Raw genomic sequence first — 20,306 nt, forward strand, 5'->3', positions numbered from 1 at the left:
GTGATGACGGCGTGTTGCTCTGCTACCGCTTGATGCGGCCCCGGATGGCCAGCAGGCCGAGACCGAGGAGCACTGGTTCCGCCAGGCGAGAGCCCATTTCGGTATAGGCGCCGACGGTTGTCAGGTCCTGACCTGCGGATCGGAAGATCACCGAATTGACGACCACCTGCAGAGACTTGTCGAACCGCTGGCCCGACAGACGCGCTGCGTACGGTCCCTCCGGGTTGACCGGGTCGGGGATGTCGGTGGTCATCGTGATCGTGTGGCCGGTGAGGGTGCCGGTACTCTCGGTCGTCGGGTCCTGTCGGGGCAGTCCCCACAGCATCATGACGAGCACGGTCGTGGCCATGGCCCCCAGCAGCCAGCCGAAGGCTCGGGAAGCGCGCATGCCGTAGCCGGACAGTGCCCAGTAGGCGGTCAACAGACTCCGCTCGCCGCGGGGGATGTCGTCGGCGTGGCGGCGCATCTCCATCTCGCCGTAGTAGAAGTCGGCGGCACCGGGCTCGTGTTTGTTGTCTTCGAGCGACTTGCGCAGCGCCCGGTACACCGGTGCCAGCTCGGCCGGCTCCAGCACATCCACCTGAGCAGGGGCGGGCGTCCACCCGCTGGCGTCCCGGGTGCGGCTGGCCCGCCAGTGGTGCTCTTCGGCCAGGACTCGGCGGGGCGTCCACCGCACCGGCCTCACACCCCGCCACCGCAGTCCCGGCGGGACCCTGTCCAGGCGGTATCGCCCTTCCAGCCGCACCTGGTCAAGATGGACCGCCCCGGCGAACAAGCAGGCTGAAAGATCCACGCCGTTCAGTACGAGATGCGCCGCGTCCACTCCCCGCAGCGAAACCACCTGCACACGGGAGTCAGCGAGACCGGGTTCGGCCATCTCCCTGCGCCCGAGAGCGAAGGGCCGGGGCAAGGCGGCGACGGTCAACGGGTACTCCACCACCGCGTCGCTCAGATCCACCGACGCGTACCTCAGCCGCAGCGTCGCCGACGACATCCACCGTGTCCGCCGGCAGCACACCGCACTGGCCGACGCCTCGATGATCACGGCGTTGTTGAACACCGCCTCCGAGAGATCCAGTGTCCCCGCACAAGTCAGCGGTCCCACATTCATGGCACGTTCGAACACGGTCTTGCGGAAAGTGATGTCGGTGCCGAACTGAGCCCCGCGGAACCAGACGTCACCACCGATCTCGGTATCGTCGAAGAAGGCACCGCCACCCACGTCGGCGCTCTCGAAGCGGACCTGGCCGCTGATCTTCGCCCCGTCGAAGACGGCTCCCTCGTTGATCGTCACATCGTCAAACAGGACGTCTCCGCCGATTCGTGTATCGCGGAATGCGACGCCGGCGCGATGAACGGTCGCTCCGGCGAATGAGACGTCGCCCTTCTCGATCTGTGCCTGATCGAAGTGCACGTCACCGTAGAACTCGGCCGTACCGAAATATGCGCCCTCCCGGATCTTCACAAGGTCGAACTGGCAGTCACCCCGGATCTCCGCCTCGGCGAACCAGGCTTCACCCGTGATCTCTGCGCTGGTGAAGTACGCAGCACCACCGATCTTGGCCTTCTGGAACGTCAGGTCGCCGTCGAAAGCCGCTCCTTGGAAAGAGGCGTCACCCCTGATCCTCACTCTCTGGAACAGGGCCCTGTCCTTGATCTTCGCCGTGCCGAACTCGGCGGCGCCTTCGATCTCGGCCCCGGTGAACACCACGGCGCCGCCGAACTCCGTCCCGGTGAACAAGGCATCGCCGCTGATCTTCGCCCGGCTGAAGTCGGCGTCGCCGTCGAACTGAGCCTCGCTGAACTGCGCCTGCCCAACCGCCGGTCGTCCTGTGGCGGGTGCGGTGACAGCGGCGAGGAGTGCGCTCAGCAGCTCTGCCGTAAAACGGGTGCCGCGGTGGTCAAGATCCACGCCGGGCTGAAGGCCGGCCAGGTAGGCCGAGCGGTCCGCGTCGGGCAGGTGCGCCAAGCAGCGGTCGTACGGCTCGACCTGACGACCGGTACAGCCGCCACGTGGGGAATCAGAGCTGGGGGCGCACCGAGGCCAGGAGGACGCCGCGTTCAGTGGTGAGGAAGCCGTCACGTTGCCCAGGACGGGCGACTGCGGCAGGTGGTTGCAGCCTTCAGCGCCTGCAGCGGGTCAGGGGATGCCGCGGTGCACGCTCGGAGCCCGCGCATACCCCTCGACGGGCCATCGGGTGACAGACGACGACAGCCGGGCCGGCTGTGTGATCACTACGCTCCACGTGCGCTGGCCTGGTGAAACGACAACGAGCCCGGGAACCGTTAGGGGATTCCCGGGCCTTGATATCAGGGTGTGTGCAGTCGTGTCAGTCTTCACAGGGCAACGTGGTCGCGTCTCTGCCGCTGCGGCGGGCGCGGGCGGCCACGATCGTTCCGATACCGCTGGCGACAAGGAGTCCTGCACCGCCGACGAGCCACGGGCTGGCATCGGCTCCAGTGTGCGCGAGGGAGCCGACCGCGGCCTTGGAGGTGGCTGCGTCGGACGCGTCGGCCGTCGGCGAAGAGCCGGCGCCCGTGGTCGAGGAGCCCGCCGCGCTGGCCGCCGTGCCGCCACTCGCCGTGTCGCCCGGCGCGGTCGCCGTGTTGGTCGGCTTCTTGGAGGGCGTGGGGGCAGGGGTCGTGCTGCTGGTCTTCTTGGCGTTGGTGATGGTCACGGTCACCGGGTCGTCCGGCTTGGCCTTGAACTTCTTCGCGGACGGGTAGATCTCGTAGCCGGCGGGCGCCTTCACCTGCTTGACCCAGAAGGTGCTGCCGGTGCGGGAGGTGATGGGCAGTGTGCCGCTGGCCGTTCCCTCGGAGCCGGTCGTCAGCGTCAGGATGGTCGTGTCGCCGCTGCCGATGTTGACCGTGGAGCCGGCCAGCAGCTTGCCGGTCTTGTCGTCCTTGGCCTCCAGCAGAAGTGAGGCGGACTTGAACGGGTCGACGATCGTCAGCGTGGTGTCGGCACCGGGAGTGACGATGACGTCCTGGTCGTCGACGACGTCGTGCAGCGGGCTGCCGGAAGCCGTCTGTTTGAGCCGGTAGATGCCCGGCGCGAGGTCGGAGAAGGCCAGCTTCCCCTGTGTGCCGGTCGTGCCTCGTCCGGCTTCCTGGCCGGCGGAGTCGAGCAGCAGGAACGCGGCGCCGGGGAGCACATCCCCGGCCGTGTCCTTCACGGTGATCTCGACGCCGCCCGCGTCAGGGGCCGGTGTTTGTGCGGGAGCGACGGAGGCTGAGGAGGTCGGCTCGGACGGCTGCGCCGTCGCGGACGGCGCCCAGCTGAGGGTGCCGGTTACCGCGGCGGCGACGGCAGCGGTTCGTACGGCGCCGCGGACGAAACGGGGATGCACGAGAAGAGGGGCTCCTTGATCAGGGGGCGGGGAGGGTCATCGGGTCCGGCCGGAGGCCGGGGCGGGAGGCGGCGGGGCCGCAAGTGTGTTGCCGGGCGCCTGCCGGGCTGTCGTGGTGGTGACGTAGAGGGCGCGGCGGGTGTGGACGGGGATGTCCTGGACGGTGCGGTGCAGTGGCTCGGTGGAGATCAGCGAGGCGGTGAGGGCTGCGGCGAGCCTGGTGGGTGTCCCGAAGGAGAGGAGGGCCGTCCAGTGGGGCTCGCTGGGGAATCCGCCCCAGGTCCGCCAGGCTGGTCTGTCGGCGCCGTTGGCGTACTGGTGGCGTACGCCGCCGAGTTCGTCCGGGGTGAGGAAAGTCTGTGTGCCGTCGGTCTTGACGTCGTGGCTCCAGCCGCGGGCGAGCAACGGTGCGTATGCCTGGTGCGGCGCCATCTCGTCCTGGAACAAGCGGTCTTGGCCGCTGTGCCGGTCTTCGAGGTAGAGGTCGAGCAGTTCGGTGTGGACGTCGTGGAGCAGTTCGACGGGGGTGGTGGCGTCAAAGGTGATCCACCAGGCTGGCGGGGTGAAGTCCGGCGGGGTGAACGGGGCTTGGTGTGCGGTGATGGTCCACGTGCCCTTGCCTCGCTTGTCGGGCTGGGGGGAGTAGGTGGTCTGCAGTCGTAGGCAGGGGCTGAGCGCGGCGGCAGTGCCGTCGTCGGTCTGGGCGAACAGCCAGCCCTCGTCGAAGGGAAAGGCCCACGCCGTGCGGGGGTCAAGGGCGCCGGGTCCGGCGAGGTGGCGGGGAAGTACCTGCACGGTTTGGGCCGGGTCGAGGTTCTCCAGGGGGTGGGTCATCACGGGCAGTGCTCCTGCGGGAAAGTACGGAACGCCGAATGCCGGGGCCGGTGGGTGGAGGGGCGGCTCAGCGGACGCGGGCGCCAACACGGGTGACAGGCGCGGCGGGAGAGGGGCGCGGGGCCCGGTCCGCGGTGCGGCTGGGCGCGGATGCGGTCCAGGCACCAGGGAACCAGACGGCGCTGTACTGCTCGATGGCATCGCGCAGGCCAGTGGTGACGGCGCCCTCCCACGGTGGCCGGCCTTGACGGTGGTACTTGCCGAACGTGCCGTACTCGCTGGCGTTGGGGCTGGTGTTGTTGGCTTCGTCACGGCGGTGAAAGGTGCCGTGGTCCACGAATGCGAGGGCCACGGCGTCGATCTCGCCGCGGTCCGGGTGGACGACCGCCAGGCGCAGCCCGCCGTAGGTGTCGGCGTAGATGGTGTGGCTGAAGTCGATCCGCAGCCGCAGGGGCGTGCCCGGAACCGGGGCAGCGTAGTAGGTGTTGCCGACGACGGTGTGGTCGTGGAAAGGGAGGCACAGTTCGGCGAAGAACTCGGGTGCCTGCAGGGACAAGGAGTCTCCGGTCGGGTTCGGGGCCGGTGTCAACGGCGGGGGCTGGGCAGGGCCGGGCGGCTGGTGGTGCTCCAGCGCGGGACGCTGGTCGTGGGCAGCGCGGCCGGGCGGCGGGAGGCAATGCGCTGTACGTCGAGCGGGGTCGGGGCCGGCGGGCGCGGCGGGAGGACGGGGGTGAGCTGTGCGGCTTTACGCAGCCCCGAGGGCATCGAGTCCCTCCAGCGGGGCAGGGGCGCCGGGTCGGACACGCTCCGGGTGATGGCCTTCACCAAGGGGATGGGGGTGTGGGTGGTGGCGGTGGCGTACCAGCGGGCGTAGCCGTTCTTCGGGCCGCCCCACAGGTGCCATCGGGCCCCAAGAGTGGTGAGTTCCTTCTCGGAATCGAGGTGGCCGGTGGTGTATTCGCAGGTGGCCATCCCGTCCGGGGCCTGCAGTTCCATCACGCCCCAGCGGGGGTGCTGGAACTGCCAGCCGTTCTTGATCAGCGGGACGACGGCGTCGAAGGCGCCGAGTTCAGGGTCTTTGAGATCGGGCTCGGCGAGGTAGGCGTCGGGGCCGGCGGTGTATGCCCGGGCGAGGGCGGTGGTGAAAGCGGTGACGAACTCGGTAGGGGCCGCGTCGTTGAAGGAGACGCCCCATACGGGCGGGCCGAAGCGGTCGCGGTAGGCGTTGATCCGCCACAGTCCGTCGTCCTCCCCCTCGGGCAGGAAGCCGAGTCGGACGCGGTGATCGGGAGAGATGGCGTAGGTGTTGTCGCAATCGTCGCTGCTGAAGTCGAAGCCGAGTGCTTGCAGCGGCTCCAGAGCGGGATCGACGGACCACGAGGTGCCGGCGAGGTAGCGAGGAAAGACGTAGACGTCGCCGTCGATCTCTTCAGTGTCGGGCACGAACATCCTGGGGTTGAGGCTGGGTAGTGGGCGGCGCGTGCCGGGGTCAGAATTCGGCGCGCCCCGCGAGCGCGGGCCACAACTGCCGTTCCAGATCGGTGAGTTGGCCGGTGTAGTGGTGGGTGCGCAGGCCCAGTGCGGCGGCGGCCCGACAGTTGTCCTCGCGGTCATCGACGAACACCACCCGCCCGGGGTCGAAGATGCCGGTGGCGGCCAGGGCATGTTCGTACGCCGCCGGATCCGGCTTGCACAGGCCCAGGCGCGCGGAATACAGAGCGTCATCCATCAGGTGGCGCCGCCAGTCGGTGGCATCCAGGACGTTGCTGAGGTGGGCCGGGGCGTTGGAGAGCAGCACCATGGGCAGCCCCGACGTGCGGGCGCGGTACAGGAGGTCGAGGACGTGGGGGTCGGTGCGGGTCCACATGGCGGTGTCGGCCGTGCGGAGTTCGCGCAGCAGGCGCGGTCCGGGGTGGGAGCCGAGCACCTTGGCCCAGTACGCGAGGTCGCTGAGCTGGCCGGCGTCGTACGGTTCGCGGGCGTTCCAGAAGGCGCGCTGGAGGGAGGCGAGGGCGGTGTCGGGCCAGCCGGCGAGCCGGGCGAGGTGCTGCCACTGACCGAGGGCCGGCTGGAAGCCGATGACGCCGTTGTAGTCGAGGATGACGGCGTCCACGCCGGTCGGGGAGACGGGGGTGCGGGTCAAGGGGTGGGTTTCTCCAGGGCTTTGGGGGCGAGGGCGGCGACGGCGACGGCGAGGAGGGCGGGCAGCAGCAGCGCGTGCGGGAGGGTGATGAGGGTGGCGAGGGCGCCGATGAGGGCGGGTCCGGTGAGCAGGCCGACGTAGCCGGTGACCGCGACGGTGGCGACCGCGCCCGGTCCGCCGGTTCCGGCGGCGGTGATCAGGCTGGGGATGGTCACGGACAAGCCCAGTCCGAAGGCCGCCCAGCCGAGCAGGGCGAAGGTGATGGTGGCGCCGGCCAGACCGGCGGTGAGGCCGAGCGCGGCCAGGGCGGCGCCGGTGCGTACGACGGCGACGGCGCCGAAGCGGGCGGTGAGCCGGTCTCCGGCGAGGCGGCCGGTGGCCATGGCGGCGCTGTAGGCGGCGTAGGCCGCGGCGCTGGTCGCCGCGGTCGCGCCGAGGTCGTGCAGGTGGACGGAGGCCCAGTCGGCGGCGGCCCCTTCACCGAGCAGGGTGGCCGCGGCGAGCGCGCCCAGCAGCCACAACCGGGGCCTCGACAAGCTCTCGCGCCGGTCCCGGACCGATGCCACAGGGTGGTGGACGGGTTCGGGTTCCGGGCTGGCGAGCGTGCGGGTGAGCCGGGTTGCTGCCGATGCCGCCGCGGCGGCGCCGGCCCCGACGGCGGCGAACAGGACGGTGTGCGAGCTGTGGGCGGTGATCGCGGCCAGGACGGCGCCGGCGAGGGCGCCGAGGCTGTATGCCGCGTGCAGTCCCGCCATGATGGGCCGGCCGTGCGCGTCCTGGCAGCGCACCGCTGCGGCATTGGCGGCGACGTCGACGACTCCGTGCGCGACGCCGAAGACGAACCCGGCGGCCAGGAGGCTCTCCAGGCTTCGGCACGCCCCGAGGACCGCGAGGCAGGCGGCAAGGCCGAGTGCCCCGAACGCCAGGAGCGCGGGGAGGCGGGCCGGGTGAGCGAGGCGTCCGCCCGTCTTCAGTCCGGCGACCATGCCGAGGGCGGCGGCCAGCAGGACCAGGGCGAGGGCGGCGGTGCTCACCTCGGCGGCCGACTGAACGGCGGGCATGCGAGCGCCCCAGACAGCCATCACCACGCCCAGGCCGGCGAAATACCCGGTCAACAGCCGTCGGCTGTAAGCCAGTTCGGGCGCCACGGTCGGGGTCACGCGCCGCTCTCCCCGATAGCCGGGACGGTCTGCTCGGCCGGAGTCACCTGGACGTCGAGGGCGCGGTACGCCTCCTGGGCGCGGGCCTGGACGATGGCGGTGGTCGGCCCGGTGGTAATCAGGTAGCCAATGCGGGCGGTGAACAGGTCGCCGCCGTCCTGGGGCAGCAGCAGCTTGTCGCCGGGCTGTCGCTGGAAGCGCACGCGTTCCACTCCCCCGACGGGCTTCGTGATGCGGCGGGCGGTGAGGGTGCCGGAGTAGGCGGGGTAGAGGAAGCGGATCGCGGCGGCCTGCCGGCGGGTGGGGGTGAGGTCGGGGGTGCGTCCGCAGGCGATGTCGGCGGCGGCGCGGGCGAGGTCGACGCCGGTGGCCAGATGGACGAGGTGGCTGATCATGTCGCCGGCGATCCGGGCGTTGACCTCGATGAGGCGGGCGCGGCCGTCGACCACGCGGAGTTCGACGTGGCTGACGCCGTCGGTTACGCCGAGGGCGTCGAGCGCGGCGAGGGCAGCCGGGGTCACGGTGGCACGGAGCGGGTCGTCCGCGTCGACCGCGTGAGCCAGCTCCTCGAAGTACGGCGCGCAGCCGACAGTCTTGCGGGTGACGGCGACGACGGTGCTCTGCCCCCGGTAGGTGACGCACTCGACGCTCATCTCGGGCCCGTCGAGGTATTCCTCGACCAGCACCTGGGTGCTCTCCACTCCCTGACCGGCGGTCTTGGCGGCGACGGCGTACGCGGCAGGCAGTTCGCCGGCGGTGTCGACGCGGATGACGCCCATGCTCGCGGCGTGCGCGGCGGGCTTGAGGACGACGGGGAAGCCGATGCGGCGGGCGGCTACGTGTGCCTCGTGCTCGGTGCGGACGCTGACGGAGGCGGCGGAGGGCACCCCGTGGCGGGCGAAGAGGGTGCGTGAGGTGTGCTTGTTGCGGCAGCCCTGAAGTGCCTCCGGGGCGGTGGTGGGCAGGTCGAGCTGGCGGGCGAGGCGGGCGACGGGGACGAGGTACCACTCGGTCAACGTCATCACCCCGGCCAGCCGATGCCGCTCGGCCAGCGCGCGCCCGGCTGCACTCAGCGCTGCCTGATCAGTCGGGTCGGCGACCTCGTAGTCGACGAGGAAGTCCTTCTCCCAGGTCGGCTCGGCACCGGAGATCAGGACGACGTCGTAGTGGACGGCGACGTTCTCCAGACAGGTGCCGCGGTACGCCTGGGCCTCCATGTCGGCGGCGGCCACGACCAGGACGACGGGGCGAGAGGACAACAAGGGCTCCAGACAGTGCGGTGGGGAGGGCGAGCTGAGGCAGGGAGCGGTGCACCGGGCTCAGAGGGTGCGGCGTCGGCGCAGCTCGAACGCGGACGCCCAGTCGGGGTGGTCCTCGATCAACTTGCGGGCGTACAGGGCGGTGAAGGAGTTGTTCAGTCCGCGCACGCCCGCGGGCAATTGCCAGCGCAGATCCTCGAAGAGCGCCTTCAGCCCGACGCGGGTGGCGCCGGCGGCGAGCCGGTCGGCCGTCAGACGCTCCAGCGCGCGGTAGACGTAGGGGTGCTCGGCGTCGAAGGCCCGGAAGCGGTCGGTCAGCGTCGGGCGGGAGCCCGCGCGCCACGGCGGTCGGAGCACCGGCAGGGCGCAGGAGGCGGTAAGGGCGTGGGACGTGGACATGGTGGCGGTCTCCGAGGGGGTCTGGAGGTGACCGTGCGGGTCAGGCGAAGGAGGTGCGCAGTGCGGGGGCGGTGCGCAGCCGGGCGAAGGCGGTGAACAGGCCAGCGGCCTGCAGTGCGGCGCACAGGGTGATCAGGTAGCCGAACTGGGCGGGCGGCACGGTGGCGACGAGGACACCGGCAAGGGGGAAGGGCAGCAGGAGGAGCAGGATGGTCAGCGACAGGGTGGCGCCGAACACGTCCGTGGGGATGAGGCGGGAGCGCACGGTGCGCAGCACGACCGTCATGCCGCCCTCACCGGCCATCAGGACGGCGATCAGGGCGAGATAGGTGCCATAGGTGTCGGCGAAGGAAATGGCCAGACACCCCAGGGCGGCGATCGTCGCGGACACGGCGCCGACGGACCAGAGACCGAATTGGTCGATCGCCCGGCGGCACACGATGATGGCGACGAGCGAGGCCACGGCGGCGACCGACCAGATCAGCCCCGCATCGGCCGTGGAGTGTCCGAGCTGTTGCACGATGATCACCGGGATGGCGGCCTGCAGGAGCCCGGTGGCCAGGTTGGACACGGTCAGCCCCGCAACCAGCCAGCCGAGGGCCGGCAGCGCCCGCAGGGTCGACCAGCCGGTGCGCAGCCCGCGTGCGGCCGGCCGCGGTGCGGCGGCCCGGTGGTCCTGGCGCGGGGCCAGCACGCTGGTGAGCAGGGAGAAGACGGCGACCACCGTCAGCATTCCGGCCGCGCCGGTCCACTCCAGCAGCAGCCCGGCGAGCGCGGGACCGGACAGGGTGGCGACCTGGTCGATGCCGAGCAGCGCCGACTGCACCCGGTGAGCGCGGGTGCCGGCCTCACGGCCGGCCACCCCGCCTGCGGTCTCGGCCGCGATGTACGAGCATTCGCTGAGGATTCCGGTGAGCGCGGCGAGGAACATGACGGTGACCGTCGCCCCGTATCCCGTTTCCTGTGTCGGCAGGATGAACGCGGCGGTCAAGGCGGCCAGGGCCCGGCCCGCGGAGGCCGTACGGAGTACGGCGGTGGTGCCGTGACGGTCGACGAGAGTACCGGCGACGGCGAACGTGCCCAGGCGGGGCACCCATTCCAGCACGAACGCGAGGCCGGTCAGTGCGGCGGAATGGGTGGTGGCCAGCACCAGCAGCGGGATGCCGTAGGTGGCCATGGCGAACGCGGCGGCGTCCGTGCTGCGCGGCAGGTAGATGCCGCGCAGCAGGCTGGGGACCGGTTGGCGGGCGTGCCGCGGTCCGACCTGGGATCTCACGCAGCGCGCCCCGATTCCTGCGCTGCCTCCAAGCAGGGGGCGGTGTCCCGGCGCAGCAGGCGGGGATGGGCCGTGAGCCACGCGGACAGTGCCGCCCGCGGAGTGGGCGGTTCGGGCGTCGCGCCGGTGTAGGGCGAACCGTCGTCCTCGGCCTGGAGGGCGTGTTGGACACGGGCGACGAAATCACTTACGGGGCTGGGGAGTTGCCGGGCGCGGGCCCAGCGTGCCGCGGTGTCGTAGAACTCGGCGAGGTCCTTGCCGCTCGCGGTGAGCTGGTAGCGGACGGTGGCGTGTCCGCCGGCGTGGACGAGGCCGAGGTCGCGTGCGGTGTCGATGGCGTGGCGTAGGTGTCCGAGGGGGAGGTCACCGAGGGCGCCTTGCAGGCTGCCACGCTTCTGGCTGATGGGGCCGTTGTCGTCGATCTCGGTGACCAGGCGGATCAGGCCCGGCAGGGTCAGCGCCCGGATCGCGCGGCGTTCGCGCACGATGTGGTCCGTCGGGGAGGCGGTCACCGGCGGGGGCCTCCTGCCGGGGTGATGGGGCGGGCGGGTATCTGGTGGGAGAAGAGGTCGCCGGGCTTCCACGCCGGGCCGGCAGCGGCAGGGATGGCCAGGGCCGGGCGGACCGACGGTGCGGCAGGAGCTGCGGGTGCCGGAAGGCGGGGCGGGGTGGTTGCCCACGGCCCGGAGGGGGTCTGGGACGGGGCGCCTCCGCGTCGGCGAAGCGGGTCGCTCTCGGCGGGCGGGCGGGCAGCCCAGGTCGTGATGGCCGCGAAGACGGGGGCGAGTTCCTGGCCGCTGACGGACAGCTGGAAGTCGCCGGTCCCGGTGGCCGTGACGAGGCCGTCGGCGGCCAGGCGGTCCAGGGGCTTGTAGACGGCGGTCAGTCCGTAGCCGGGCATGGCCTCGGCGGCCAGGGTCTTGGCGCTCGCCCGGCCCCGGGCCATAAGGGCTGCCAGGATCGGGGTGGCGTGGCGCGGGGCGATCAGGGCGATCGTGTCGTCGATGTTCTGGGCCGGGGGGATCTTCTCGGGCTCCATCGCGCCGGTGGCCTTGTTGGTGACGAGTTCCTTCTCCAGGTGGGTGTCGCCCCAGGCGGCGATCTGGGCCAGGACGGGCAGCAGGTCGGCGCCGCGGCCGGTGAGGCCGTAGGTGACGTGGCGCGGGCCGTATTCGGTGCGTTCGACCACGCCGGCACTGGTGAGGTGGCGCAGCCGGGGGTGGAGCTGCCCGTCGGCGAGCCACGGCAGCTTCGGCTTGATCTCGGCGTAGCGCAGCGGCTGGGAGGAGAGGGTCATCAGCACCCACACGCTCCAGCGCGGGGCGAGCAGATCCAGGGTCTTGGTGACCCCGGGAAGGTCGTTCGGGGTGGCGGGGGGCTGAGCGGGCGTGGCCACGGGTGGAGCTCCTCAAGCGGTACGGGGCAGATCAGCGGGTGTAGGACGTGGCGGGCGTCGGAGCAGCAGGTGCGGGCGGCAGCGGCGGTTGGGACTGCGGGGCCGGTGCGCGGCGTAGCCCTGCCAGGACGGTGCCGGTGCTCTTGGCGCAGGCGTCGCGGGTGGCGACGGACTCAGCGATGCGGCGGGCGCAGTCGAGAATGTGCCCGGCGGCGTGGCGGCCGATCTCCCTTTCAGGGGCCGTGAGTTCGCGCAGCCTCTCCCTTTGGAAGGCGATGTTGCGTTCGGCGAGGACCAGGTCGCTGTGGCCGCTCGTAAGCGCGGCGAGCAGGGTCGCGTCGGAAGTGCTGTCGGCGAGGGCTTCGAGTTCGGCCAGCGGCTGCCCGTACAGCGCCTCGATGCGCTCGGCGATGATCGCGGAGACGGTGTGGGGGGTGATGTCGGGCTGGGTCAATCGGCGGGCTTTCAGGGGCGGTTGGCCCGCACCGCCCCACCGCCGGGGGCGGGCGGAGCGGTGGCGGTGATCTTCGGCTGGGCGAACTGCACGGGTCGCCTTGCGCGCTGGCCAGGAGCGGGCATCGTGCGCAGGAGGTCGTCGAGGGCGGCGAGGTAGCCGTCACGGCTGGCCAGCGCCGCGTCCAGCCACTGGGCGTCCCACCGCAGAGCTTCGGCGGACAGCTCGCCCAGGTCCCGGTCGGGGGCCATGGCGGTGTGGACGCGGTCCCGGACGCGGATGACCACCTCCTCGGCGACCACGAGAAAGCTGCGCAGCTCCAGCGCGCGGTGGAGGGCTGCGCCGGCCTCGGAGCCCGCTGCCCGCGCATACAGTTCGGTGATGGAGGCGCCGAACGCCTCTTCCAGCGCGGTGTCGCGGCTGGAGGACTTGTCGGTGACGCTCATCGCGTCGCCCCTCGCGCCGGGATTCCCCGCGTGCCGGGCAGTGCGGGTCGGGAGGTGGGCAGCGCCGGAGCGCGGCGCGCGTCAGAATCCCCGCGACGCCAGCCGCCGGGTCCGAGCTTGCCCCAGGCGAGGGGGTCGAGGAGATGGTCCACGACCATCACGCGACCGTCCCGGACGGCGACCGCCGCGTTGACCTGATGTGCCAACTCCATGGTCACGTCGTCGAGTTCACCCGGCTGGGTGCCGAGCGCCTCGATGAGTGCGTCCTCCGCAGTATCGAGGGCGTCCTGGGATTCAGCGAGCAGGCCGTACCAGTGCACGACGCTGGTGGCATCGGGATGGGCCTGCGGTGCTGCCTCAACCGCCCGGCGCAGATCGGCGAGAGGCATCTGGAAGCGGTCCTCGATCCGCTCGGTGACGACGCCCATCACGTCCTGGTGGAATTCGGACACGAAAGGAGCTCCTTTCATTCGCGGATTCGGGGGCGGGAAAGGCCGCTCCGCCCGTCCCGTTCCTGTGCCGGCCTCGTGAACTCACGTGCCGGACCGGGGAATTGCCGGCGGGTCTGCTAGTCCAGGCACATGGCGGTGTCGCGGTAGACGTACTTTCCGGACACCCAGCCCTTGATGCCGGTGGTCCTGTCGGTGATGTAGTGCCAGTTCCCGCTGCTCTTGTGGACGGTGAACTTGTGGCTGCGGTAGAGCACGCCGAGCGCCGTGGACTTGGAAGACGCCTTCGAACGGATCGTCACCGCCTTGGCGTGCACCTGGTACGGGAGCGGCTTGGCCGCGCAGCTGCTGAGGGAGGGTGCGGCACTGGCGGTGGAGGTGGACACGAGCGGGAGAGCGAGCGCGCCGAGAACGGCAGCGGAGACGGCTATGCGGGTGGTGCGCATGAGGATGAGAACTCCACGAAGAATGGGGAAGGGAATACGGACAACAGGCCCGGGCTGACGCCGTGCGGACGAGAACAAGAGTCCGGAGAATCCCCGGTTTCGGTAACCGGGGATTGCGTGCTACATTCCGCGCCACTGCACCGAAGGCTGCTGGGATTTCAGCGTGCGGGGAAGTGCAGAGCGGGGCCGGTGAGCTGCGAATTCAGTGGCCCGGGCGGCGTGATGGAGCAGGACGCGCGGGCGGAGCGGGCACGCCGGCGGCGGTGGCCCGGCGGGCTGCCGGGGTGGCCGGTGGCAGCGGGATCGCCTCGCCGCTCCAGTGCGCCTCCCACCACCGGGTGGCGGCCTCGAACGTGGCGAAGCCGCCCTCGCGAAGGATGTGCGTCCGCGCCGTGAGGTCGGCCTCTTCGAGCAGGATCCGGAACGGCATCGGCGCCTTCTCGTCGAGGGCACGCAGCAGCACGGTGATCTCCATCGGCGTGGTGTCGTGCGTGTAGCTGGTCAGCAGGGCGAATTGGTCGCCGTCCCTGCGTAGTCGCCGCTCCAGGGCGCGGGTGGCCTGGTCGGCAGGTGCGGTGCCCATGCCGTCGGCGAGGAGGATCTCCTCCTCGGGGCAGCCCCGGGCGATCAGCCAGGACTGGGCCATCGCCGGCAGGGCGAAGGCGGCGTGGTCGAAGCGGAAGGTCCGCGCGCCGGTGTCACGCTGGAGGTAGAGGGCGACGAGCTGGGGCTCGCCCGGGATACCCCAGGTGACGGCACCGTTGTGCATCAGGTAGAAGCTGTGCTCGCCGTCCTCGGCGTGGTGCTCGACCAGGGCGGTGAGCTGGTCCTCCTCTATGCCGATGTGCTGCCAGAACTGGTCCTCGACGCGGTCGGTGGCGGCGCGGTAGCCGACCAGGCGGAAGTCCGGTGAATCGGTTGAGTCGGTGGGCATCGGTACTTTCGGTTCGGCGACGCCAACGGCGTCGCGGCAAAGGGAAGTTGGGCCGTTCAGCGACGCAGGCGCGCGGGAGTCGGCGAGGGCGGCGGCGTGGTGCCGGGCGGGCCGGCGGGGCGCGGGGCGGTGAGGGCGGCCCGGCCGGCATCGGTGAGCGTCACCGGCTGGCCGGCGTGCACCGGGTGGGAGGTGTCACGGTCCACGAAGCCCCTGGCCTCCAGGCGCTGCAACTGGGCGTAGGAGATGCAGGACCGCGAGCCTGTCGCCACGGCAAGCCGGTGCGTGATCAGGTTCTCGTGCAGCTTGGCGCCCTGGGCGATGGCGAGCAGGGCCGCGACGTCCTGCGCCGGTACCTGGCGTGGCACACGCGGTGGCGCGGCGGCTTCGACCGGCTCCAGAGCGGCGGCAGTCCTGACCTGCTGGGCGTCGCGCGCGTCGATGGCATCGGAGAGCTGGTCGACGGTGCGCTCGATCCGCGTGAACAGATCCCGGTCGACAGGGAATTCACCGGAGGCCAGGCGGGCGAGACGGGCGCGGTAGAAGGTGACGTCCCGCTCGGCCCTCACGAGGTCGCGGTGAGCGTCCGCCAAGGCCGCGTGCGGGGCACCGAGGAGACCCTCGTCGCGGTGCCGGCACAGCCTGTCGATGCTGCATCCTGCCGCCGTCTCGATCCGGAGGTCGAACACGGTGCGCGCGCTGCGGTCGGGCAAGGCCGCGGGAGGTGAGGTCATCGCGGAGCGGCCCGTGGGCATGAGTGCGTGTCCGGGGCATACCCGTGCAGGGCGACGCGTGCCTCGACACAGGGGCCGTCGCGGGTGAGCCGGGCAGGTCCCAGACGCTCCAGGAGCCGGAGCATCGGCGTGTTCGACCTGTGGGTGAACGCGGTGAGGGTGTGCGCCCCGTCGGCGCGGGCGATGAGGGCCGCCTGCCGGGCCATGACTGTGCCGATGCCGCGCCGCTGGTGGTCATCGGCGACCTGCAGTCCGAGATCGACGACGCCCGGCTGAGCGGTGACGGGCCCGACACAGACAAGGGCCAGGGGCTGCTCGTCGGTGTCGAGTCCGACCCAGCAGCGCGCCTGGGCGAGCAGCCGCGCCAGGTCACGGGGCGTAAGGCGGGTACGGCCCCAGCGGCGCAGCAGGTTCTGCGCGGAACACTGCGCGTGGAAGGCGGCGACCAGGTCCTCGTCCGCCGCCGTCACCTCTCGGGTGCGTGCGAGGACGGGGCAGGTCACCAGGAGCAGTCCGGGCGGGCGGCCTGCAGGTCGCTGCGCCGACAGGCGCGGTAGCGGCTGCCGGCGGCGGTGCGCGGCTTGCGGGACGTCATGCCGTGGGGGCGCAGGAGCATCGCGAGGCGGACCGGGGTGAGATCGGTGTAGCGCCAGCGCCCCTCGGCCTCCCCGGGCCGCGCGCGCAGGCGTGCGACCAGTTCAGCAGTGCTGATGCCCTGCGCCGAGCCGCGATCGTCGAAGATGTCGAAGTCCTCGGCGGCGGGGTCGACTTCAGGATCGGAGTCCGGCCCACCGTCGGGTTCCCCGTCGTCCTCCGGCTCGTCGTGGCTGGGCGGTTCGGGCTCGTATGCCGCCGCACAACAGCAGCCGTTGGACAGCAGTGTGCTCAACTCGGCCCCGGCCGCCATGCGTTCGATCAGCAGGTCGGTGAGCTGATCGAGCCGTTGGGTCGCGGTGACACCGGCGGGGCGTTCGGCACCAGCCAGGTCGGCGAGCCGGCGGTCGAGATGGATCTCGACGAACATCGCCACGAGGGTGCGGTGGTGCGGATTCTCGGCGGCCGGGGCCGGCGCCAGTACGGCGGCGACCTGGTCGTTCAGGCTGGGGAACTGCGTCAACGAACGGGGTCCTTCTGGGGCGGGGGCAGTGCCGGTTGGGGATGGCCCGGCAGCATGTAGGGCGGCGGTCCGGGCTTGGGGACGGGCGGGCGTACGCCGAGCTGCGGCGAGCGGGTGCGGGCCGCGTGGGTGCGCTCGCCCAGAGGCCATCGGGCGATGCCGAGGCGGGTCCGGGCGGTGTCGTAGACGTCGTGCGCCCCCCTCGGGCGTACCGCGACGACGTGGATCTCGGTGGTGTGCGTGGAGGTGGCGGGCGCCGGCCGCTGGGCGTAGACGATGCGCCACGCGTTGCGGTGATCGACGTAGACCTTGCGGCACCCGGCGAGATCACGGGTGAGTTTGGCGCCGAACAGGCGGGCGGCGACGATGTCCTGGAGCTGGGTGAGCGCCAGGTCGCGGATGTCCGAGGGGGCCTGGAGAAGGTCGGTCAGGGCGCGCGGGTCGAAGGAGAGCCCGAAGGCCGGCCGGTCACGGCCGCTCATCCGGCCCCCTGGAAGGCTCGCCGTTCTGCTCCGGTTCCTCCGGTACCGCAGCGGCGGTGGTCCGGCTGGAGGGCGGCGGGCCGGGCAGGAGGCGGTGGGCGGGCCGGGCCGGATCGGTCATGCACGCGGACAGCGGCCCGCCGGCGGCCCGGACGGCGGCCATGGCGTGCGTGAGGAAGTCCCGGTGCCACACGAACAGGCCGCTCAGTCCGGCTTCGGGATCCTTGTGCTGCTGGTAGGCCAGCCACAGTGCATGGAGCCAGGCGACGACGTCGGAGTGTTCCTGCCACTGCTCGCACCACGGGGCGGCGGTGGTGACCTCCGCCCCGTAGACGCGGACGAGGTAGTCGTCCACCCAGTCCGACAGCGCGTCGAGTTCGTCCTCGTACTCCTCGCCCTCCAGTTCCAGGATCGGGCGGGGCTCCGGCGGGGCCGCCTGCGGCGCCAAGCCCGCGAACCCCGGCATGCCGAAGGCACCGAACGGCATGTCCGGGGACATGGGTGCGGAGGCGAGGCTGTCGAGCTGGCGGGCCTGTTCCGCGGACTGCTCCATCAGTTTGCGCACGCTCGCCGAAACGCTCTCCAGGTCGGACTCCGGCAGCCGGACGGGCTCCGTCTCGCCGTCCTGCGGGGGGTTTATGTATTCAGGCACGAAAAAAGGGGCCTCCTTGAGCCGCAGCCATCGGGCTGAATTGCGACTCAAACCATCCGGAGAATACCCGGTTTCGGTAACCGGGACTTGGCTGCTATAACGCCAAGCGCGTCAACGGCCAGGGCGCGGCGGGCCACACCGCAGGCCGCCCGCACCGCACGACGGGGCTCAGGACGTGAGGGTCAAGTCCTCCTGGGACAGCACCTGTTGCACCGTCTGCAATAGCCGCTCATTGGCGATGTTCGCGTAGTGCTTGGTCTTCTCGACGCCGATGAAGTCGCGGCCCTCCAGCAGGGCCGCGACTCCCGTAGAGCCCGAGCCGCAGGTGAAGTCGAGCACCGTGCCGCCCGGCGGGGAGATCTGCACCAGCTCCCGCATGACCGAGATGGGCTTCTGCGTGATGTGCTGCCGGTTCTTGCCCGACGGCTGCGAGGCGCTGTAGAGGCCGGGCAGGTAGACCGGGTTGCGGGCGGCGTCGATCGGCCCGTTGGACGCCCAGACGATGAACTCGCAGTTCTGGGTGAAGCGCCCCTTCTGCGGCCTGGCCTGCGGCTTGTGCCAGGCGAGCACGCCACGCCAGAGCCAGCCGGCTGCCTGGATGGCGTCCGTGGTGATCGGCAGCTGCCGCCAGTCGGTGAACAGCAGCGCCGTGCCGCCGGTCTTGGTGAGCCGGTGCGCCTCGGTCATGATCTGGGTCAGCCAGAACCCGTAACTGCGCTGGTCCATGTTCTCGCCCGTGAAGTCCGGCAGCTCGTGCCCGGCGTCGGCGGAGGTGTACTTCTGCTTCGCACTGCGGGAGGTGCGTTCTTTGGCGGTGCGCCCGCCAGAGTTGTAGGGCGGGTCGGTGATGACGGCGTCGACGCAGTCGTCCGGAAGTTCGGCGAGGACGCCGAGCGCGTCGCCCTGATGTAGCGAAAAAGGCAAAGAGATACCCCAATTCGGGTCGGAGACTAAAAAGCGGTGCTCCAGGCCGCCCGGATAACCCGGCGGGACCGTATGCGGGCAGGAAGGCACCACGGGTCCGCGCAGCGGGCAGGGCGAGGGAGATGAGCCAAAACTGTAGGGCACGATCCCCGGTTGAGCGCCATCGCCGCCAAGAACCCCGAAACCAAGCCTTGATCACCAACGATTTCGGCAACCGGGGATCCGCCCTTACTGTTTTGGAACTGCCCGGCCTATCCAGCCGATGGCACATCGCCACCCCTGCCCGCGTGGAGGTATCCCCTCTGTCCCGCCACACCTGACCCGACGCCCCCGAACGGGTGCGAGCGGCAACTCGCACCTGCCCCCGGGTCCCGATTCACCCACCACCCGGCCGTCGCGCCCTTTCCTCAACGCCGCACGCGCCGCCGGGACTTCACCCAAGGACCTCGCCATGACACCGCTCTGCCCACACCTGCCCGCACACCGGTCCTCGGCCCGCAACCGCCAGCCGGGAGGCATCCCCGCTTGAAGGGCGTGGCCGCCGGCATCGGCGTCTTCGTCCTCTCCCCGCTTCTCCTCGCCGGGACGGCCATGGTGATGGCCACCAGCAGCGAGGCCGCCCAGAGCACCTACTCCTCTTTCGCCTGCGTGGGCGACGTCGACACCGGCACGGCCGTCGAGCAGGTCACCAAGATCCTCAACGGCGCCTCCGCCAAAGGCATGCAGGTCGAGGGCCTGTCCCTGCCTGAGGAGCAGATCCCCAACGCCCGTACGATCGTGGCCACCGGGATCAGCCTGCGCGTGCCGGCGAAGGGTCAGATCATTGCGCTCGCCACCGCGATGCAGGAGTCACGGCTGCAGAACCTCGGCTACGGCGACCGCGACTCGCTGGGTCTGTTCCAGCAGCGGCCGAGTCAGGGCTGGGGCACCGCCGCCCAGATCCGCGACCCCGTCTACGCGAGCGGCCGGTTCTACCGGGCGCTGCTGGAGGTGGGTGGCTGGCAGCAGCTGACCGTCACCCAGGCCGCACAGGCGGTCCAGCGCTCGGCCTACCCTGACGCCTATGCGCAGTGGGAGGAGCTGGCGACCGTCCTGCAGACGGCGATCGCCGCAACGTTCCCCAGCTCCGGCCAGGACACCAGCGAGACGGACACCGCCTCCAGCACCACGTCCTGCGCGGCCACCGGGGACGGCTCCGGGTACGGAACCATCCCGGAGGGGTCGGTGCCCAAGGGCTACTCGATTCCGAAGGCCGCCGATCCGACGGCGCGCAAGGCGATCGCCTGGGCGATGGCGCAGCTCGGCACGATGTACCAGTGGGGCGGCACCTGCACCGCGCCGCACGGCCCCGACCCGATGGGCCGCTGCGACTGCTCCTCGCTGACCCAACAGGCATACGCGCACGCCGGGATCACGCTGACCCGTACCACGTACACGCAGATCAACGAGGGCAAGTCCGTTTCCCCCAGGGCACTTGAGCCCGGGGACCTGATCTTCTCCCGCGGCAGTGCCACCCGCCCTGAACACGTCGGCATGTACATCGGCTCGGGACTCGCGATCGAGGCACCAAGGACCGGAAAGCCCGTTCGGATTACGCCTCTTGCGGACTGGGACATCCTCGCCGCCCGCCGGGTCATCTGACCCCGGCCGGGCGCGGCATCCCCGCGCACCGCCCCAGACCGGAACACCCCCTGGACCGCTTCCGCACTCTTCACGGACAGGCCCAGCAGGGCGGGCGTCCTGCCCAACACCCTCCCCGACACCACGGAGCACCTACCCGCCATCGCACACAGCGTGCTATCGCGGCAGCTTCTCCGGGCCTGGCCGTCGCCGCCGGTGGCCAGGCCA

At 71.2% G+C, this 20,306-nt stretch carries 24 protein-coding genes; 1 reads left to right on the forward strand and 23 read right to left on the reverse strand.

Annotated elements, in window-relative coordinates; all coding sequences use genetic code 11:
* Positions 1 to 22: 22 nt before the first annotated feature.
* From G3I78_RS23110 to G3I78_RS23220, 23 genes are all read right to left on the reverse strand, one after another.
* Positions 23 to 1,969: a pentapeptide repeat-containing protein gene (locus G3I78_RS23110; RefSeq protein ID WP_164427591.1), complete on the reverse strand. Its 1,947-nt coding sequence runs from the start codon at positions 1,967 to 1,969 to the stop codon at positions 23 to 25.
* Positions 1,970 to 2,330: 361 nt separating this feature from the next.
* On the reverse strand, positions 2,331 to 3,353 hold the full coding sequence (locus G3I78_RS23115) for a SpaA isopeptide-forming pilin-related protein (RefSeq protein WP_164427592.1): 1,023 nt from the start codon (positions 3,351 to 3,353) through the stop codon (positions 2,331 to 2,333).
* Between the two features lie 36 nt (positions 3,354 to 3,389).
* Positions 3,390 to 4,187: a DUF317 domain-containing protein gene (locus G3I78_RS23120; protein WP_203615375.1), complete on the reverse strand. Its 798-nt coding sequence runs from the start codon at positions 4,185 to 4,187 to the stop codon at positions 3,390 to 3,392.
* Positions 4,188 to 4,254: 67 nt separating this feature from the next.
* Positions 4,255 to 4,743, reverse strand: a complete 489-nt coding sequence (locus tag G3I78_RS23125) for a hypothetical protein (RefSeq protein ID WP_164427596.1) — start codon at positions 4,741 to 4,743, stop codon at positions 4,255 to 4,257.
* Between the two features lie 29 nt (positions 4,744 to 4,772).
* On the reverse strand, positions 4,773 to 5,636 hold the full coding sequence (locus tag G3I78_RS23130; protein WP_164427598.1) for a DUF317 domain-containing protein: 864 nt from the start codon (positions 5,634 to 5,636) through the stop codon (positions 4,773 to 4,775).
* Positions 5,637 to 5,676: 40 nt separating this feature from the next.
* Entirely contained in the window at positions 5,677 to 6,330 is a 654-nt protein-coding gene (locus tag G3I78_RS23135) for an HAD family phosphatase (RefSeq protein WP_164427600.1), read from the reverse strand.
* On the reverse strand, positions 6,327 to 7,412 hold the full coding sequence (locus G3I78_RS23140; RefSeq protein ID WP_239158007.1) for an MFS transporter: 1,086 nt from the start codon (positions 7,410 to 7,412) through the stop codon (positions 6,327 to 6,329). The genes G3I78_RS23135 and G3I78_RS23140 overlap by 4 nt, the downstream gene beginning before the upstream one ends.
* Positions 7,413 to 7,486: 74 nt before the next feature.
* A complete protein-coding gene (locus G3I78_RS23145; RefSeq protein WP_164427895.1) occupies positions 7,487 to 8,707 on the reverse strand; it encodes an ATP-grasp domain-containing protein in 1,221 nt (406 codons plus the stop codon).
* A gap of 102 nt (positions 8,708 to 8,809) precedes the next feature.
* Positions 8,810 to 9,148, reverse strand: coding sequence for a hypothetical protein (locus tag G3I78_RS23150; RefSeq protein WP_203615376.1), 339 nt, complete (start codon positions 9,146 to 9,148; stop codon positions 8,810 to 8,812).
* Between the two features lie 40 nt (positions 9,149 to 9,188).
* A complete protein-coding gene (locus G3I78_RS23155) occupies positions 9,189 to 10,424 on the reverse strand; it encodes an MFS transporter (RefSeq protein WP_343243825.1) in 1,236 nt (411 codons plus the stop codon).
* Complete coding sequence (locus G3I78_RS23160) at positions 10,421 to 10,936, reverse strand: hypothetical protein (RefSeq protein WP_164427602.1); 516 nt, start codon at positions 10,934 to 10,936, stop codon at positions 10,421 to 10,423. Before G3I78_RS23160 ends, G3I78_RS23155 begins: the two co-directional genes overlap by 4 nt.
* A complete protein-coding gene (locus tag G3I78_RS23165; RefSeq protein WP_164427604.1) occupies positions 10,933 to 11,820 on the reverse strand; it encodes a helix-turn-helix domain-containing protein in 888 nt (295 codons plus the stop codon). Before G3I78_RS23165 ends, G3I78_RS23160 begins: the two co-directional genes overlap by 4 nt.
* A 31-nt stretch (positions 11,821 to 11,851) precedes the next feature.
* Complete coding sequence (locus G3I78_RS23170; RefSeq protein ID WP_164427606.1) at positions 11,852 to 12,274, reverse strand: hypothetical protein; 423 nt, start codon at positions 12,272 to 12,274, stop codon at positions 11,852 to 11,854.
* A gap of 11 nt (positions 12,275 to 12,285) precedes the next feature.
* The gene (locus tag G3I78_RS23175) at positions 12,286 to 12,720 is read right to left on the reverse strand and encodes a hypothetical protein (protein WP_164427608.1); all 435 of its coding nucleotides are present in this window, start codon (positions 12,718 to 12,720) and stop codon (positions 12,286 to 12,288) included.
* A complete protein-coding gene (locus tag G3I78_RS23180; RefSeq protein WP_164427610.1) occupies positions 12,717 to 13,172 on the reverse strand; it encodes a hypothetical protein in 456 nt (151 codons plus the stop codon). Before G3I78_RS23180 ends, G3I78_RS23175 begins: the two co-directional genes overlap by 4 nt.
* Before the next feature lie 116 nt (positions 13,173 to 13,288).
* Complete coding sequence (locus tag G3I78_RS23185) at positions 13,289 to 13,615, reverse strand: SH3 domain-containing protein (protein WP_164427612.1); 327 nt, start codon at positions 13,613 to 13,615, stop codon at positions 13,289 to 13,291.
* A gap of 202 nt (positions 13,616 to 13,817) precedes the next feature.
* Complete coding sequence (locus tag G3I78_RS23190; RefSeq protein ID WP_164427614.1) at positions 13,818 to 14,549, reverse strand: hypothetical protein; 732 nt, start codon at positions 14,547 to 14,549, stop codon at positions 13,818 to 13,820.
* Between the two features lie 56 nt (positions 14,550 to 14,605).
* A complete protein-coding gene (locus G3I78_RS52090; RefSeq protein ID WP_239157974.1) occupies positions 14,606 to 15,283 on the reverse strand; it encodes a hypothetical protein in 678 nt (225 codons plus the stop codon).
* The gene (locus tag G3I78_RS23200; RefSeq protein ID WP_343243826.1) at positions 15,280 to 15,786 is read right to left on the reverse strand and encodes a GNAT family N-acetyltransferase; all 507 of its coding nucleotides are present in this window, start codon (positions 15,784 to 15,786) and stop codon (positions 15,280 to 15,282) included. Before G3I78_RS23200 ends, G3I78_RS52090 begins: the two co-directional genes overlap by 4 nt.
* On the reverse strand, positions 15,783 to 16,400 hold the full coding sequence (locus G3I78_RS23205) for a DUF3631 domain-containing protein (protein WP_164427616.1): 618 nt from the start codon (positions 16,398 to 16,400) through the stop codon (positions 15,783 to 15,785). The genes G3I78_RS23200 and G3I78_RS23205 overlap by 4 nt, the downstream gene beginning before the upstream one ends.
* Positions 16,397 to 16,882: a hypothetical protein gene (locus G3I78_RS23210; protein WP_164427618.1), complete on the reverse strand. Its 486-nt coding sequence runs from the start codon at positions 16,880 to 16,882 to the stop codon at positions 16,397 to 16,399. Before G3I78_RS23210 ends, G3I78_RS23205 begins: the two co-directional genes overlap by 4 nt.
* Positions 16,869 to 17,435: a DUF4913 domain-containing protein gene (locus G3I78_RS23215; RefSeq protein WP_203615418.1), complete on the reverse strand. Its 567-nt coding sequence runs from the start codon at positions 17,433 to 17,435 to the stop codon at positions 16,869 to 16,871. The genes G3I78_RS23210 and G3I78_RS23215 overlap by 14 nt, the downstream gene beginning before the upstream one ends.
* A gap of 267 nt (positions 17,436 to 17,702) precedes the next feature.
* Positions 17,703 to 18,458: a site-specific DNA-methyltransferase gene (locus G3I78_RS23220; RefSeq protein ID WP_164427620.1), complete on the reverse strand. Its 756-nt coding sequence runs from the start codon at positions 18,456 to 18,458 to the stop codon at positions 17,703 to 17,705.
* Between the two features lie 525 nt (positions 18,459 to 18,983).
* Here G3I78_RS23220 and G3I78_RS23225 point away from each other — a divergent pair.
* The gene (locus tag G3I78_RS23225; protein WP_164427622.1) at positions 18,984 to 20,099 is read left to right on the forward strand and encodes a C40 family peptidase; all 1,116 of its coding nucleotides are present in this window, start codon (positions 18,984 to 18,986) and stop codon (positions 20,097 to 20,099) included.
* The last annotated feature ends 207 nt before the right edge of the window (positions 20,100 to 20,306 follow it).

The organism is Streptomyces sp. SID13726 (assembly GCF_010548375.1).
Classification (GTDB): Bacteria; Actinomycetota; Actinomycetes; order Streptomycetales; family Streptomycetaceae; genus Streptomyces.